General features: G+C 68.2%; 13 protein-coding genes and 1 riboswitch. Of the genes, 4 read left to right on the top strand and 9 right to left on the bottom strand.

All coding sequences use genetic code 11. The annotated features are described in order from the left end of the window. Positions 1-13 precede the first annotated feature (13 nt). The 4 genes from AC3WRI_RS21020 to ribB all read right to left on the bottom strand — a co-directional run bounded on the left by AC3WRI_RS21020 (position 14) and on the right by ribB (position 3,901). Positions 14-1,756: a mechanosensitive ion channel family protein gene (locus AC3WRI_RS21020; RefSeq protein ID WP_492294005.1), complete on the bottom strand. Its 1,743-nt coding sequence runs from the start codon at positions 1,754-1,756 to the stop codon at positions 14-16. A gap of 360 nt (positions 1,757-2,116) precedes the next feature. Then, a complete protein-coding gene (locus AC3WRI_RS21015) occupies positions 2,117-2,350 on the bottom strand; it encodes a hypothetical protein (RefSeq protein ID WP_011617090.1) in 234 nt (77 codons plus the stop codon). A 175-nt stretch (positions 2,351-2,525) separates the two neighbouring features. Further along, positions 2,526-3,113 carry a surface-adhesin E family protein gene (locus tag AC3WRI_RS21010; protein ID WP_492294003.1) on the bottom strand — a complete coding sequence of 196 codons (588 nt, stop codon included), beginning with the start codon at positions 3,111-3,113 and terminating at the stop codon, positions 2,526-2,528. A gap of 104 nt (positions 3,114-3,217) precedes the next feature. After that, positions 3,218-3,901: a 3,4-dihydroxy-2-butanone-4-phosphate synthase gene (gene ribB, locus AC3WRI_RS21005; protein ID WP_155737100.1), complete on the bottom strand. Its 684-nt coding sequence runs from the start codon at positions 3,899-3,901 to the stop codon at positions 3,218-3,220. A 172-nt stretch (positions 3,902-4,073) separates the two neighbouring features. Further along, positions 4,074-4,232: riboswitch (FMN riboswitch) on the bottom strand. Positions 4,233-4,576: 344 nt separating this feature from the next. Here ribB and AC3WRI_RS21000 point away from each other — a divergent pair. Beyond that, positions 4,577-5,116: an acyloxyacyl hydrolase gene (locus AC3WRI_RS21000; protein ID WP_041688076.1), complete on the top strand. Its 540-nt coding sequence runs from the start codon at positions 4,577-4,579 to the stop codon at positions 5,114-5,116. Here AC3WRI_RS21000 and AC3WRI_RS20995 read toward each other — a convergent pair. The 5 genes from AC3WRI_RS20995 to AC3WRI_RS20975 all read right to left on the bottom strand — a co-directional run bounded on the left by AC3WRI_RS20995 (position 5,091) and on the right by AC3WRI_RS20975 (position 10,373). Then, positions 5,091-5,984, bottom strand: coding sequence for a helix-turn-helix domain-containing protein (locus tag AC3WRI_RS20995; RefSeq protein ID WP_041688388.1), 894 nt, complete (start codon positions 5,982-5,984; stop codon positions 5,091-5,093). The genes AC3WRI_RS21000 and AC3WRI_RS20995 overlap by 26 nt on opposite strands. A gap of 36 nt (positions 5,985-6,020) precedes the next feature. Then, positions 6,021-7,010 carry a LysR family transcriptional regulator gene (locus AC3WRI_RS20990; protein WP_011617085.1) on the bottom strand — a complete coding sequence of 330 codons (990 nt, stop codon included), beginning with the start codon at positions 7,008-7,010 and terminating at the stop codon, positions 6,021-6,023. A 57-nt stretch (positions 7,011-7,067) separates the two neighbouring features. Next, positions 7,068-8,018 (bottom strand): amidohydrolase family protein, encoded by a 951-nt coding sequence (locus AC3WRI_RS20985; RefSeq protein WP_011617084.1) that lies wholly within the window; start codon positions 8,016-8,018, stop codon positions 7,068-7,070. Then, positions 8,015-9,352 carry an MFS transporter gene (locus AC3WRI_RS20980; RefSeq protein WP_010814149.1) on the bottom strand — a complete coding sequence of 446 codons (1,338 nt, stop codon included), beginning with the start codon at positions 9,350-9,352 and terminating at the stop codon, positions 8,015-8,017. Before AC3WRI_RS20980 ends, AC3WRI_RS20985 begins: the two co-directional genes overlap by 4 nt. Before the next feature lie 76 nt (positions 9,353-9,428). After that, a complete protein-coding gene (locus tag AC3WRI_RS20975; protein ID WP_011617082.1) occupies positions 9,429-10,373 on the bottom strand; it encodes a YncE family protein in 945 nt (314 codons plus the stop codon). A 252-nt stretch (positions 10,374-10,625) separates the two neighbouring features. Between AC3WRI_RS20975 and AC3WRI_RS20970 the strand changes: the two genes are divergently transcribed. From AC3WRI_RS20970 to AC3WRI_RS20960, 3 genes are all read left to right on the top strand, one after another. Next, positions 10,626-11,939 carry a hemolysin family protein gene (locus AC3WRI_RS20970; protein ID WP_010814147.1) on the top strand — a complete coding sequence of 438 codons (1,314 nt, stop codon included), beginning with the start codon at positions 10,626-10,628 and terminating at the stop codon, positions 11,937-11,939. Positions 11,940-12,255: 316 nt separating this feature from the next. Then, positions 12,256-13,569 carry a GGDEF domain-containing protein gene (locus tag AC3WRI_RS20965; RefSeq protein ID WP_011617080.1) on the top strand — a complete coding sequence of 438 codons (1,314 nt, stop codon included), beginning with the start codon at positions 12,256-12,258 and terminating at the stop codon, positions 13,567-13,569. A 144-nt stretch (positions 13,570-13,713) separates the two neighbouring features. Continuing rightward, positions 13,714-13,845, top strand: coding sequence for an entericidin A/B family lipoprotein (locus tag AC3WRI_RS20960; RefSeq protein ID WP_011617079.1), 132 nt, complete (start codon positions 13,714-13,716; stop codon positions 13,843-13,845). The last annotated feature ends 140 nt before the right edge of the window (positions 13,846-13,985 follow it).

Raw genomic sequence — 13,985 nt, 5'->3', positions numbered from 1 at the left:
GCGCCGCCGGCGTTCATGCCGCGCGCGACGGCGCGCGATGCGGCCGCGCCGCCGGATCGACCTGCGGCGACCCGGGTTCCTCGTACCACCTGGTTCCGGGCACGTAGACGGTCTTGTCCGGCTGCGCCATGAAATGCGGCGACATGATCTGCACCCCGTGGGTGTTGAACTGGTCCTGGATCGCCGCGTGCAGTGCCGACAGCGCGTAGAAGCGATTGCGCGGATGGTCCAGCGCGCAGAACAGTTCGTACTCGACGTAGAAGTCGGACAGCCCCCGCTGCAGCACGAATGACGTCGGCGACGGCGCAATATGCGCCGCCTCGGCGGCGGCTGCCAGCAGCAGCGCATGGACCTGCCGCCAGGGCGTGTCGTAGCCGATCGTGACCGAAGTCGAGATCAGCGCAGCCTGCCAGCCTTCCTGCACGCGGGGATCACGCACGCTGCCGTGCCGGGTGTAGTTATGGATGGCACTGCCGACCACCACCGCATTGGGCAGCGTCACCTCTTCATTGCGCAGGTTGATCACCTTCACCGACAGGGCGTCGAGCGAGGCCACGGTGCCCACCGTATCGCCGATGCACACCATGTCGCCACGCCGCAGCGCACGCGAATACACCACCACCATGCCGCTCATCAGCTGGTTGACCACGTTGGCCGATCCCAGCGTCACCATGAAGCCCAGCAGCACTGACAGCCCCTTGAAGACATCGCTGTCAGAGCCCGGGATGTAGGGGTAGGCAAAGGTGAAGCCCAGCGCCCAGATCACCACCGCCGCTAGCCGCCGCGTGGCGCCCGCGGTTTCCGGATGCATGCCGGGCACCGTGATCTGGCCCTTCTGCACCGCCTTGAAGATATTCGACACCAGCCGCTGCACCGCGCGGGTAATCAGCACGATCACCGCCACCGTGACCAGGCCCGGCACCGACGACACCATCGACAGCGCGATCTGCGACAGCAAGCCGACGATAAAGGCGCCCATGCGGTCGCCCATGGGCTGGGTCAGCGGAAACAGCTCGAGCGCAAACTCCAGCCAGGCAAAGGCCAGCACCAGCACCAGCCCGATCGCCAGGATCTGCACGATGCGGGCAACCAGCTGGTAGAGCGCGCCGGTCCAGTCGAACTGGCCGCCGACGCGCTGCGCCAGGTGGCGCTCCAGTGCCACCTGCAGGCGGGCGCGCAGGGCCACGCCGGCTCGCGCCACGCCCCATGTCAGCGCGGCCAGCACGGCCAGGCCAAGCAGGCTCAGCGCGGCGCCGCGCAGCAGGTTGGGCCAGTGCAGGTGCGCGCGCCGCGCGGCAATGGCCTGGCGCAGGCCCGCCGCGGTGCGCGTTGCGGCAGCCTCAAGCGTAAGGTGATCCTCCGGGGAGAGGTCTTGCGAGGTCAGCGCGAACAAGAGCCGGTTGCCCAGCCGGAAGGCGACCATCGGCGCATCGCCGAACGTGCCGCTGACCTGCCCGAGCGGCAGTGCCAGTTCGCTTTCCGTCAGGTCGTCGAACACCAGCTGCGCGCGCGAGACGCGCATGGCCGGGGTGGCTCCCGCGATCTCGGCGCGCATGGTGGCGATGGGCCTATCCATCAGGCGCAGCTCGACCGCAGCGCCGCTGCGCACGGCGATCGGAGCCGGCACGGCCGCGGGCTCGGACGCCGGCGCAGCCAGGCTGGCTTGCATCCACAGCGTGCCTATCACCCAGCCCAGTCCCGCCATCCAGAATGCCGTCAATCGCCGCCACCGCCGCCACACCGCTAGCGTTGCCATAAGACCGCTCCCGTCCGAGTTGGCCTGCGCCGGCGCGAGGGCTCCACGCCCGGTCCGGCACGATGCCCGCAAGCATAGCGTGCGGCGGCGCAGGCGCAAAGCCGGCGCGGCGGCAGCCGCCCTGCGGCAGCGGACGAAAAAAAGGAGGCCGAAGCCTCCTGGTTGCGATCCGCCCGGACATGCCCTGCTCTATCCCCCCGGAAGACACGCAACGCGTGCCGCGGGGCTGTCCTGCGCACGGCGGGTCCGCGCCATGCAGGCGCGGCCGGCCATTATCTGCGTGGCGGCATGGCAGTCACGGGCGCAGCCTGCCTCCCCGCTTGCCGGGGAGCCGTGCGCCCGCCGCCATCATCAGCGCGCTCAGGCGCCTTTGTTCTTCGTCGGATCCTTGGCCGCAGGCGCGTGGCTCTTCTTCTTGCTGCCGGTCTTCTTGGCCTTGGCCTTGCTGCTGTCTGCCTTGGCCGGCGCGGCCTTGTCAGTCGACGCTGCCGCCGGCGTGGCCGGGGTGGCAGGCGTCGCCGGAGTAGCCGGCGTCTGCGCCATCGCGCCCGCACCGAACATTGCCATCGACAGCATGACGATCCATTTCTTCATTTCCGTCTCCTCGTTTGCCCTGCGGGTAGGTATGGCAGGGATGCCTGCCATGACGGGCGCTTTTGGCTCGCGCCCTGTCACCAGCATCAACGAGGAAGGTTTGCGCGCCGTTGACCGGGACAAACCTTGATAGGGAGCTGGACAGGCAGCCGTGGATCGCCGCTCGCCGCCAGGCTTACCGGCACAGCTTGCGCAGCAACTCTCCGGCAATCGTGCCGGGGCCGGCGACCTGGAAGGTGCCGTACTGCGGCGCGCGGATCGTATAGAGCGAATCGCCGCGCGCAAAGCGCTTGCTGTAGAGCGTCTGCTCGACCACGGCGAACATGGACGTGGCGCAGTTCAGCACCATGCGCTTGAGCGACGAGCGGATCGGCTCGCCGCTGGCGGTGCGGATCACCCCCGACGGCGAATTGCGCATCACCACCACGCCGACTTCGGTGCCCTGGCGGCGCACCGTGGATTGATCGAAATACGAAATCACGCCGTTGGCACCCATCAGGGGAAGCCATCGTTGCGGATCGGGGGCGGCGGGATCGGGTGCCGCGACCAGCCGGCAGCCTTCCCTGGGCGTGGACCGGAATACCGTGCCGGTGCCAGCGACCTGGCACTCGTACAGGCCAGCGGCGGCAGCCGGGCGGGTGGTGCTGGAGGGGACGGGGGACGGCGCCGTCACGGCGCTGCCTTCGGCATGCGCCAGCGGTGCGGCCAGTCCGAGCAGGCAGCCAGCAAACGCGGCTGCGTGCCTAAAAATGCGGAACATCATGGAATTGCCCTCATATAGACGGGAAAAAGCGATCCGCATTGTCGCACAGGAAGCACGCATCCCGGGCGCGTTTGCATGCCGGGGTGCGTGCAGGCGGCGACTTTTCAGTCGTGCAGGCGGCGCCAGGCCACCAGGTCCTCGATGGTCAGCACCGGTAGCTGGTACATCTCGGCAAAGGCCAGCGCCTCCGGCCGGCGTGCCATGGTGCCGTCGGGGTTCATCAGCTCGCACAGCACCGCGGCCGGTGACAGGCCTGCCATGCGGGCCAGGTCGACCGAGCCCTCGGTATGGCCGCGGCGCACCAGCACCCCGCCGTCGCGCGCCACCAGCGGAAACACATGGCCGGGGCTGACCACAGCATCGGTGCCCGCATCCCCGGCAATGGCAGCGCGGATGGTGGTGATGCGGTCGGCGGCGCTGACACCCGTGCCGACACCTTCGCGGGCTTCGATCGATACCGTGAAGGCGGTGCCATACTGGCTGCGGTTGTGCTCGACCATCGGCCGCAGGCCGAGGCTGCGCACCTTGTCCTCGGTCAGGCACAGGCAGACGATGCCGCTGCATTCGCGGATCATCATCGCCATATTGGCATTCGTCAGGCGTTCCGCGGCCAGAATCAGGTCGGCCTCGTTCTCGCGGTCGTCATCGTCGAGCAGCACGACCGGACGGCCTTCGCGCATGGCGTCCAGCGCCTGCGCGATGCGCGCGGCCAGGGAACGGGGGGCGGCATCGGCGGCAAGATCCGCGGACACCTCGGGTGCAACAGCTTCGGTGGAAAGGCTAGGCATGAAACGCTCCTTGTTCAGCATCAATGGGCGTTCCAGGGGAAGGATCAACGGAGTTGCAGCGCCGCACGCCGCGCCTGAAGCGCACGCACGAACAGCCGCGCCCTGCGCGCGGCGCAAGGCAACAGCGAACCGCAAGGCTCGGGCAAGGCGCCGGGCCGCGCGGGCAAGCTCCGCCCATCTTCTTTCATCCGGACTATGACCGTCGGCCCTGGCCTCTCACCAGGTCTGCTGACCTCGCACGGGAATGCGAGCGCTCGCGGGCTCGCCGGACACGCACTGCGCGCCGCGGCATACCGCCGGTGGGGACTTTCACCCCGCCCTGAAGACGTAACGAACCGGCGCGGCCTTGTAGCCGGCGCCGGCGCGCGAATGTTAGCACGATTATTTTTTTCTTTGTCCCGACGCAGAGCGCCGGACGGGCGCTCGACCACGCTTGAACAAATCCGACCATCGCAACGTGGCCTCGCGTGTACTACAAATAAGGCAGGGAGGCAGCGCATGTGCAAGCTGGCGCCCGCCGTGGCGGCCGGCTCATGCCTTGCCGGACAACAACGCAGCACCTCTTCATCCGTGCTTCCCATGCGCCGACACGAACCAGAAGCCAGACAAGACCGCCGTGTGAGTTGTTCCTCGTTCCATCCACCCCCGCCCTGCCGACATGCGTGGCAACAGCGGGTGCGCCGCACCGTCGCCGCGGGCCTGCTTGCCCTGTCCTTGTGCCTGGCAGCGACGGCACGCGCCGCGCCTGCCGTGCAGCTTGGCTACGGCTTCGACGATGGCCACGACGTGCAGAAGGCGGAGGTCGCCATGTTGTGGGATTCGGGCTTTGCGTGGGGCAATCCGCAAGGCTGGCAGGTCGACCTGCAATGGGAGGTCAACATTGCGCGCTGGCGCAGCAGCAGCGACAACCAGCCCAACGACCTATGGGAGTTTGGTGCCTCGCCGGTGGTGCGGATCGCATGGTGGCGCCACACCTGGGTGCCCTTCCTCGAGCTGTCGGTCGGGCCGCGCCTGCTGACCAGCACGCACACCTCGGCCAACCACGACATTTCCACCGCCTTCCAGTTCTCGGAGTACGCCGGGATCGGCTTGACGGTGGGCAAGGACCGGCGCTTTGCCGCGGGCTACCGGTTCCAGCACCTGTCCAATGGCGGCATCAAGGACCCCAATCCCGGCACTACCTTCCACGTCATTTACCTGCGCTACCGCTTCTGACAGCGGCCGCTGCAGCCCCGGCCTGCGCTTCAAACAAGGTGCGGGTGGCGTCGTCAGCCGGGAAGAAGCACTCGATGCGCAGCTCCTGCAGCGTGATGTCCTGTGGAATGCCGAGCGTGGTCAGGGTCGAGAACAGCGACGCGCGGAACGCGCCCGCATGCAGCACCACCGGCAGCAATGGCGCCGGCGGGCCATCGGTGCCGTCGTCCTCGGGCAGCAGCGCGCCGCCCGGCCCGACCATGTCAGGATGCCAGGCGGCGATGCGCCCGAAGATCTCGCGCGCGGTCTGGTCGTGGGCCTGCACCTGCAGCTCCTGCCACACGCGCCGCAACAGGTAGCGCCCGACCTGGCGCGCGTTCTCGATCACCGGCCACAGGCCCTCCGGATCAAACACGGTCAGCATCAGGTTGATCCTGTGGCTGCCTTCCGTGAGCGATGCCGGCTCGCGCCCGCCCAGCAGGGTCTCGAGCATGCGCCGGTAGGCCGGGTTGGCATCCACCAGGTTCCAGAAACGGTCCAGCACCACGGCCGGGTACGGCTCCTGCTTGGCCAGGATCAGCGCGATCGCCTGCTGCACCATCTGCAGCGGCGGCGAAGCCAGCGCGTGTTCGCTGTAGGCCGGGGCAAAGCCGCCGGCCAGCAGCAGCCGGTTGCGCTGGCGCAGCGGCACGCCCAGGCGCTCGGCCAGCGCCAGCACCATTTCACGGCTGGGGCGGGCGCGGCCGGATTCCAGGAAGGAGATGTGGCGCTGCGACACCCCGGCGGCCAGCGACAGCGCCAGCTGGCTGTAGCCGCGCTTGCTGCGCCAGTAGCGCAGCAGGCCGGGGAAGTCGAGGGTGGCCTCGGAGGCTGGGGTCAGCGTGTCCATGGCATGCATTACAGCATGCACCGCGGCGTATGACCATTACCTTGCAGGTAATGGCTCCAATTCAGTCATCGCCTGCGGAGCGCCGGGCCCCGCCGCGCGCACCGCGTCGATCAGCAGGCGCATGGCCGGCGTCGCGGCCCGCCGCCGGCGCAGCACAATCCCATAGGGGACCAGCCGCCCGCGCATCGCCACCGGCAGGACCGCCAGCGCACCCAGGGCGACGAAGTACTCCGCGATCGCGCCCGGCACGACGGCAATGCGGTCGCTATCCGCCAGCAGCGGCAGCGTGCCCATGATCGACGAAGTCTCGATGATGTCTTCCGGCAGCGGCACGCGGTTGTCGCGGAAGGTCTGGTCGATGATCTGCCACATCGGCACCGCCGCTGGCGGGATGATCCAGGGATAGCCGGCCAGGGAAGCCAGCTTGACGCCGCGCTTGCCTGCCTGCGGATGGCCGGCGCGCGCCACGATGGCCAGCGACTCTTCGAACAGTGGCTCGAAGTCGAGATCGTCGGCCACCGTGCCTTCGGGAATGCGTCCGATCACCACGTCCAGCGCATCCTGCCGCAGCGCCTGTACCAGTACGTCGCTGGTATCGACCTGCATCACGATATGCAAACGCGGATAGCGTGCCTTGAGCGCGTTGATGACGCCCGACAGAACGGAAGGCACCGGGGCCAGGATCGAGCCGAGCCGCACCTTGCCCACCTCGCCCGCGGCGATGGCGGCAAATTCATCGTGCAGGGCATCCAGGTCGGCCAGCACCACGCGCGCATAGCGGATCAGCGCCTCGCCGAACACCGTCGGCTCGATGCCGCGCGCATGCCGCGTGAACAGCAACGTGCCGACCACGCTCTCGAGCTCGTGCAATGCCTTGGTGACGGCTGGCTGGGACAGCGCCATCTGTGCCGCGGCGCGCCGCAGCGAGCGGTGCTCGGCAAGGGCCAGGGCCAGGCGCAGATGCCGCATATGCAAGCGTTTGCGCAGGGTGGCGGCACTGGAGAGGGTGGCTGGGAGGTCTGGCATGGTGGCCGGGCTGCGGCGAAGATAGGACTTATAGCATGCTTGTGCCTGCCGCTGGTTCTAGGCCAGCTCGGACGGCCTTGGAACATTGATCCGATAGAACCTGGCCGCATTGCCAGCCAGCACGCGCTGCCTGGCGACGGGATCCGGCAGCGCCTCGCACACCGTGCCGAGGATCGTGCCCAAGTCCGCGCTCAGGCCCGACACTGGCAGGTTGCTGCCGAACATCGCCCGCTCATGCCCGAATATCGCCAGCACCTCGCGCACGATGCCGCGGTTGCCCTGCGCATCCCAGCGCCCGCCGGCCAGCCCGAACTCCGACAGCTTGACCGACACATTGGCGCAGGCGGCCAACGCCTCCATGCCGGCGCGCCAACTGGCCAGGCCCTCCTTCGAGCGGTCCAGTGGCAGGCCCGCGTGATTGAGCGCGATCGGCACGCCCGGCAAGGCGGCCGCCACCCGCGCCGCCTCGCGCAAATGCCAGAACGGTACCCGCAGGTCCCACGACAAGCCATGGCGCTCCAGCCGCGCCAGGTCGTCCAGCCAGGCCTGGTCCTGCATCGACCCGGGCCGCCCTGCCACTGACTCGCCCTGCGCCGCGGCTGTCAGCGGTTTGCACCGGATCCCCCTGACCCGCGCGAAACCGGCCTGGCGCGCCAGCAGCTCCGCGCATCCTGGAGTGCCGAACGGCGCGTAGGCCACCACCGCGGCAGCCATGCCGGGGCGCCAGGCCTGGCCGTGCAGCCACGCGGTCTCGTCGACGGCTTCGCGGCGGTCGCGTTCGGCCTCTACGTGCACAGTGGCCAGCACTGTGACGGCGCTAGTGTCATGCGCGTACTGCGCCTCAAGGTAATCGCTGCGCAGGGCCTGGTAATCGCCGAGAAAGAAGCTCTGTGGCCGGTATTCGTCCTGCAGCCAGGGATAGCGGCCGCGCCCGAGTTGCCACAGGTGGTGGTGGGCGTCGACGATGGCCAGGCCTGCGGGCAGCGCGGCAGTTGTTACGCTGCTCATCGGCACCGCCTCGGCAGCGTGGCGGCCAGGGCGCCGGCCATCACCAGCGCGGCGACCAGCAGGTAGACACCGGCGCCCGCGCTGACGCGCTCGATCAGCACGCCCGCGGCATAGGGACCGCAGAATCCGCCCAGGTTGCCCAGCGCATTAATCACGCCGCGCGCCACGCCCGCGTGCTCGGCGGCCAGCAGCCGTGGCGGCAGGGTCCAGAAGACCCCCGCCGCGGACTGCAGGAAGAAGCCGCTGCCGACCAGCAGGCCATAGGACAGCCAGGTATTGTCGTGCCACCAGACCGAACCGGCCAGGCAGGCGGCGAAACCCAGCAGCGGCCAGACCACGAAGTCCTTGCGCCGGCCGGTGCGGTCGGACAGCGAGGAGATCGCGAGGATGCCGGCCATGGTGCCCAGGTACGGCAGCACGGCCAGCATGCCGACCTGCCCCATGCCGCCTCCGGTCAGGCCCCTCAGGATGGTGGGCAGCCACAGCGTGTACCCGTAGATCCCCATCTGGTAGAGAAAATTGACGGCGATCAGGCGCCAGATCACGTCCTGCGACAGGATGTGCGCCAATACCGCCCGCGTGCCGGCCGCGCCCTGCCCCACGCTTGCGCCAGCGGCGGCTGCCTGCTGCTCTTCCTCGCGCAGGCGGGCCAGCAGATAAGCCTTCTCTTCGGCGGAAATCCAGCGCGCCTGCTCCGGCCGGTCACAGGCCAGCTTCCACCACACGCCGAGGCAGGCCAGCGAAATCAGGCCTTCCACGATAAACAGCCAGCGCCAGTCGAGCGCCGCGATTACCAGGCCCGACAGCGGCGCGGTGATGACGCCGGCGATCGGCACGAACAGGATCACCAGGGCGTTGGCGCGTCCGCGTTCGTGGTCGGGAAACCAGTTGCCGACCATGGTCAGCACCACCGGCAGCATGCCGCCCTCGGCCACCCCCAGCGCAAAGCGCAGAATCAGCAGTTCGGTCTCGTTGCGCACCAGGCCGGTCAGCACGGAAATGACGGCCCAGGCCAGCATCGACCAGGCGATGAAATTGCGCCCGCTGCCGCGCACGGCCAGCTTGCCGCCGGGAATCTGCAGGAACAGATAGCCGACAAAGAAGATGCCGCCGGCCAGGCCGGCCATGCTGGCGCCGATACCGAGCGCATCGCCCATCCCCCCCGGCATCGCGAAGGCGATATTGACGCGATCCATGTACGAGACGATGCAGACCATCAGGATCGGCGGGATGATGCGCCACCAGCGCTGGGCTGGAATGCTGGCGGCACCGGTGAGTGGTGTCGCATCGATGGCGACCGACGTGCCGGCGCCGGCTTGGTCCAAGCCTTTCATACTCTGTCTCCGTATGGATTTCCGGGTATGGGCCGCTGGCATCCGCGCTGCCTTCGCGGCCGTGAACGCCGGTTGACTACCGCGTCGGCAAAGCCAGGATGGCAAGACCGTCCGGTTCCTTGCCGGTGGTGAAGGCATGGCGCAGGGCCAGGCCAGGCAGGTCAAGCTGGCCGACGGTGTGGTCGTTGAGCGCGATATAGGCGCGGCTCGGGTCAGCCGGATGGAAGGCGAGCGCAATCGGCCTGGCGCCGGTGTCGACCCGGCCGGTTTCGGCGAGCGTGTCGGGGTCGAAAACGCGGATGCTGCGCTCGCCGTAGTTGAGCACGAACAGGCGGTCGTCCGGCGACCAGTAGATGCGGGTGGGATCCTCGCCGGTCGGCACCGTGCGCACCGCTTCCATCGTGCGCGCGTCCAGCCGGGTCAGACTGTGATCGTCGCGGCTGGCGACGTAGAGCGCCGCTTCGTCGCGGCTCAGGCAGCAGCCCTCGGGGCGCCTGCCGGCGTACGCCGCGCGCGGAGCGCGGGTGGCATCGTAGGGGTGGACCAGTGTCACGGTATGCGACAGCAGGTTGGTCACATAGGCACGCTCGCCATCGGCCGACAACACGAACAGATGGCTTTTCACCCCGCCCGCGGGCACGGCGCGGTCAGGCACGGGGTGCTCCAGCGGCGCCTCGAACACCACCAGCATATTGTCGCGCTCGCTCAGCGCGTAGACGCGTCCTTGCCGGTCGATCTGCAGGCCATGGATACGGTGATAGGGCGAGCAATCGAGCCGTGCCCGCACTGCGCCGCGCATCAGGTCGACCGCGATCACTGCGGCGCCGCCGTCGCCGGCGTGCGCGAAGGTCTGCACGCCATAGTGGCCGACGTAGCCGCACAGGCGCTCGCGGTCCACCACGAATTCATGCGGATAGTCAGGCAACTGGACACTGAAGCGGCGCTCGCCGCCATCCAGTTCGTAAGCGCTGAAGCTATGGCCGAATTTCTCCACCAGCACGGCCGTCCATTGGCTTTCCATTCTGTCTCCTTGTGATTCGCACGCCTGTAGGCTCCAGGCTGTTCGGAAGGCGGCACAGGTGCTGCCATGGGCGGAAGTCTGGCGCAGCCAACGATAACTATCTATTGAATATTAGGTATCGAGCTATCTCCATTAGTTATCGCCACGCCAGGCGGAGGCGCCACCATCACCTGCACCGGGGAACCGCCGGGCCGTCATGCGCGGATGGTATGCTTGGTGCTTTCAACTCACACGCAAAGAGCGCGTACCCTGATGGAAATTGCCATACTACTGGCGCTCATTCTGCTCAACGGCCTGTTCGCGATGTCCGAGATCGCGCTGGTCACGGCCCGTAAGGCACGTCTGCAGCGCCAGATCGAGAACGGTGACCGCGGCGCGATTGCCGCGGTCCAGCTGGGCGAGGACCCCACGCGCTTCCTGTCCACGGTGCAGATCGGCATCACGTCGATCGGCGTGCTCAACGGCGTGGTCGGCGAATCCACGCTGGCGCAGCCGCTGGGCCTCTGGCTGCAAGGCTTCGGCTTGTCGCCTAACACCTCCGGCTATGTGGCAACCGCCATCGTGGTGGCCGGCCTGACCTACTTTTCCATCGTGCTGGGCGAACTGGTGCCCAAGCGCCTGGGCCAGATGGCCCCCGAAGCCATCGCGCGGCTGGTGGCGCGCCCGATCGGCTGGCTGGCGGTGGCCTCCACCCCGTTCGTCAAGCTGCTGTCCAGCTCAACGCGGCTGGTGCTGCGGCTGCTCGGCACCAAGGTCGACCGCGGCCCGGGCGTGACCGAGGAAGAAATCCACGCGCTGCTGGTCGAGGGTTCCGAAGCCGGCGTGATCGAACAGCACGAGCACACCATGGTGCGCAACGTGTTCCGGCTGGACGACCGCCAGCTGGCATCGCTGATGGTGCCGCGCGGCGATGTCGTGTACTTGGACGTGGAAGAGACGCTCGATGAAAACCTGCACCGCATCGAAGAATCCGACCACTCGCGCTTTCCGGTCGTGCGCGGCGGCATGCACGACATCATCGGCGTGGTCAGCGCGCGCCAGCTGCTGGCGCGCCGGCTGCGCGGCGAGGAAGCCGACCTGAAGGCCGCGGCGCAGCCGGCGGTGTTCGTGCCCGAGAGCGTGACCGGCATGGAGCTGCTGGAGAATTTCCGCGGCTCCGGCGGCCAGATGGCCTTTGTCATCGACGAATACGGCGAAGTGCTGGGTCTGGTCACGCTCCAGGACCTGATCGAGGCCATCACCGGCGAATTCAAGGCCGACGCCGCCGGCGAGGAATGGGCGGTGCAGCGCGACGACGGCTCGTGGCTGCTCGACGGCCTGATCCCGATCCCGGAACTGAAGGACCGCATCGGCCTGCGCCAGGTGCCCGAGGAAGAAAAAGAGCGCTACCACACCCTGTCCGGCATGCTGCTCCTGCTGCTGGGCCGCCTGCCGCAGATCGCCGACAGCGTGCAATGGGGCGACTGGCGCTTCGAGATCGTCGACATGGACGGCAAACGCATTGACAAAGTGCTGGCCGCGCGCCTGCCCCCGCAGGAAGGACCTGAGGAAGAGACCACCGGCTGATCAGGCCAGCCCATCCGCCGCTGCCGGATTCCGGCGGTGGCGTCAATCCACGATCACGGCCAATTCCGGCCATATTGATCCATATCAAGTTGCAGGTTGCGACCAAGTCACCTTGGCGCAATTTGCAATGTTCCGCACCTTCCCCTTCGCTTATGATCGGCCTGTGCGGCCCGCATGCGGCCGTGGCAGGCGTGGATTACCAAGGCCTGACGACAAGCGCCGGCGGCCGTCCCAGCGGCAAGCCGAACGACCAAATCTGATACCGGGGAGACGCGGGCAGCGCACGGCCTTCAACAGGCTGCCCGCAAGACCATCCATGCATCCTGATGCCGATGACAACGCCGCGGGCGCGCCTGGCGCGATGCAGCCGTCCGCCCTGGTGTCCGCGCTAGCGGCACGCCGCTCCGGCACCGGGCAGCCAGCGACGATCCTTTCTATCCGCCTGGACCGGTTTGCCAGCGCCTGCGAAACCCTGGGGCCCCGGCGCGCGGCCAGGCTGCAGGCCATCGTGCAGGCACGCATCGCCTGCCTGCTGCCGCCCGCCGCCATCATGCACTGGATGGCGCCGGCAGACCTGGTGGTCATTACCGCGCTGCCGGACGGTGAGCCCGACCCCGGCCCGGTGGCCAGCCGGCTGGCCGACGACCTGTCCCGGCCGTTCGCGCTGGAGGGCTTCGAGCTGTTTATTTCGTGCAGCATCGGCGTGGCCACCGACCATCCGGATATCCCGGCGGAACGCAGCCTGCAGCAGGCCCTGGACGCCATGCTGCGGGTCGATCGACGGGGAGGCGACGGCCTGGCGCGCGCCGACAAGCCCGCCGCGCCACCGACCGCGCCCCTGCTGGCCGCCCTGCCCGACGCACTGGAGCGCGGCGAACTGAGCCTGCAGCTGCAGCCGCGCGCCGACTTCGCCAGCGCCGTGGTCAGCGGCTACACCGTGCGGCTGCGCTGGCACCATCCGGCGCTCGGGCGGGTGGCGCCGCAGGATTTCCTGCCGGCGGTGGAGTCGCTGGGGCTGGTCGGCCGGATTGGCAGCTGGCTGCTGGAAAGCGTGCTGCCGCTGGTACGCGCCGCCGAAAACGTGGCCCCGCTGCAATTCACCCTGCTGGCCTCCAGCGCCCAGCTGCACCGCCCGCAGATGGTGGAGGCACTGGCCCAGGCCATCGACGCAGGCGGCATCGCACCGGACCGCCTGTGCATCGAAGTGTCGGCCAGCGCGGTGCCGGCCGACGCCGACATCATTGCCCGCTTTGCCGCCCTGCGCCGGCGCGGACTGCAACTGACGCTGGGCGATTTCGACGACAGCCCGGGCTGCCGCCAGTTGCTGGCGGCGCTGCACCCGGACCGCGTCACGCTGGACGCGCGCCGGCTGGGCCATGCCCCCCGGCCCGGTGATTCCGCCAACCGTGCCGACAGCCTGCGGGCCGCCTGCCGGCTGGCCCGGGGCGCCGGCGTGTCGGTCTGCGCCAAGGGGATCGAGACCCGCCAGCAGCTCGAGGCGGTGCGTGCCTGGGGCTGCCACAGCGTGCAGGGCTACCTGCTGGCGCAGCCATTCCCTGCGACCTGGCTGCTCCAGACCCATGCGGCAATCCAGCAGCGCGCCCGGGAACTGCTGGCGTCCCACGCCTGAGAAGCGGCTGGCGTTGCGCCCGATGCACGATTTACAAATTGGCACATACCAGATGTCAAACCCGCTCACAGCAGCGGTAAAATCGGCGCAAATCCCTCAATCCCTGAATCTCTCGATTCTTGAAATCCTCGAAAGGAGCCCGGCGTGAAGAAAGGTTGGATCTGGTGCATTTTGTTTGCCACACTGTTGGCTGGATGCAACACGATGGCGGGGCTCGGCCAGGACATTCAGCGCGGTGGCCAGAAGCTCGAAAGCTCGGCGGACCGTCACAAGTAAGCCGCCAGCCCCCCCAAGTCTGATGCGGCCCGGACCGCGTCGATATGAAAACGGCACGCCGCATGTGAACTGCACCCCAAAAGTTGGACGTTGATCCAATCTTTGGGGTGTTTTTCATGACGAAGTACGACGAGGCGTTC

The organism is Cupriavidus sp. FW305-27 (assembly GCF_058787995.1).
Note: the sequence above shows the minus strand (reverse complement) of the source record. Positions and strands in the feature narration are given on the sequence as shown.

Excerpts from the sequence above, each read along its gene's own strand:
- AC3WRI_RS21020 (WP_492294005.1), bottom strand. The coding sequence starts at position 1,756 with ATGGCAACGCTAGCGGTGTGGCGGCGGTGGCGGCGATTGACGGCATTC.
- AC3WRI_RS21010 (WP_492294003.1), bottom strand. The coding sequence starts at position 3,113 with ATGATGTTCCGCATTTTTAGGCACGCAGCCGCGTTTGCTGGCTGCCTG.
- AC3WRI_RS20975 (WP_011617082.1), bottom strand. The coding sequence starts at position 10,373 with ATGGAAAGCCAATGGACGGCCGTGCTGGTGGAGAAATTCGGCCATAGC.
- AC3WRI_RS20995 (WP_041688388.1), bottom strand. The coding sequence starts at position 5,984 with ATGGACACGCTGACCCCAGCCTCCGAGGCCACCCTCGACTTCCCCGGC.
- AC3WRI_RS20980 (WP_010814149.1), bottom strand. The coding sequence starts at position 9,352 with ATGAAAGGCTTGGACCAAGCCGGCGCCGGCACGTCGGTCGCCATCGAT.
- AC3WRI_RS20965 (WP_011617080.1), top strand. The coding sequence starts at position 12,256 with ATGCATCCTGATGCCGATGACAACGCCGCGGGCGCGCCTGGCGCGATG.
- AC3WRI_RS20970 (WP_010814147.1), top strand. The coding sequence starts at position 10,626 with ATGGAAATTGCCATACTACTGGCGCTCATTCTGCTCAACGGCCTGTTC.
- AC3WRI_RS21015 (WP_011617090.1), bottom strand. The coding sequence starts at position 2,350 with ATGAAGAAATGGATCGTCATGCTGTCGATGGCAATGTTCGGTGCGGGC.
- AC3WRI_RS20985 (WP_011617084.1), bottom strand. The coding sequence starts at position 8,018 with ATGAGCAGCGTAACAACTGCCGCGCTGCCCGCAGGCCTGGCCATCGTC.
- ribB (WP_155737100.1), bottom strand. The coding sequence starts at position 3,901 with ATGCCTAGCCTTTCCACCGAAGCTGTTGCACCCGAGGTGTCCGCGGAT.
- AC3WRI_RS20990 (WP_011617085.1), bottom strand. The coding sequence starts at position 7,010 with ATGCCAGACCTCCCAGCCACCCTCTCCAGTGCCGCCACCCTGCGCAAA.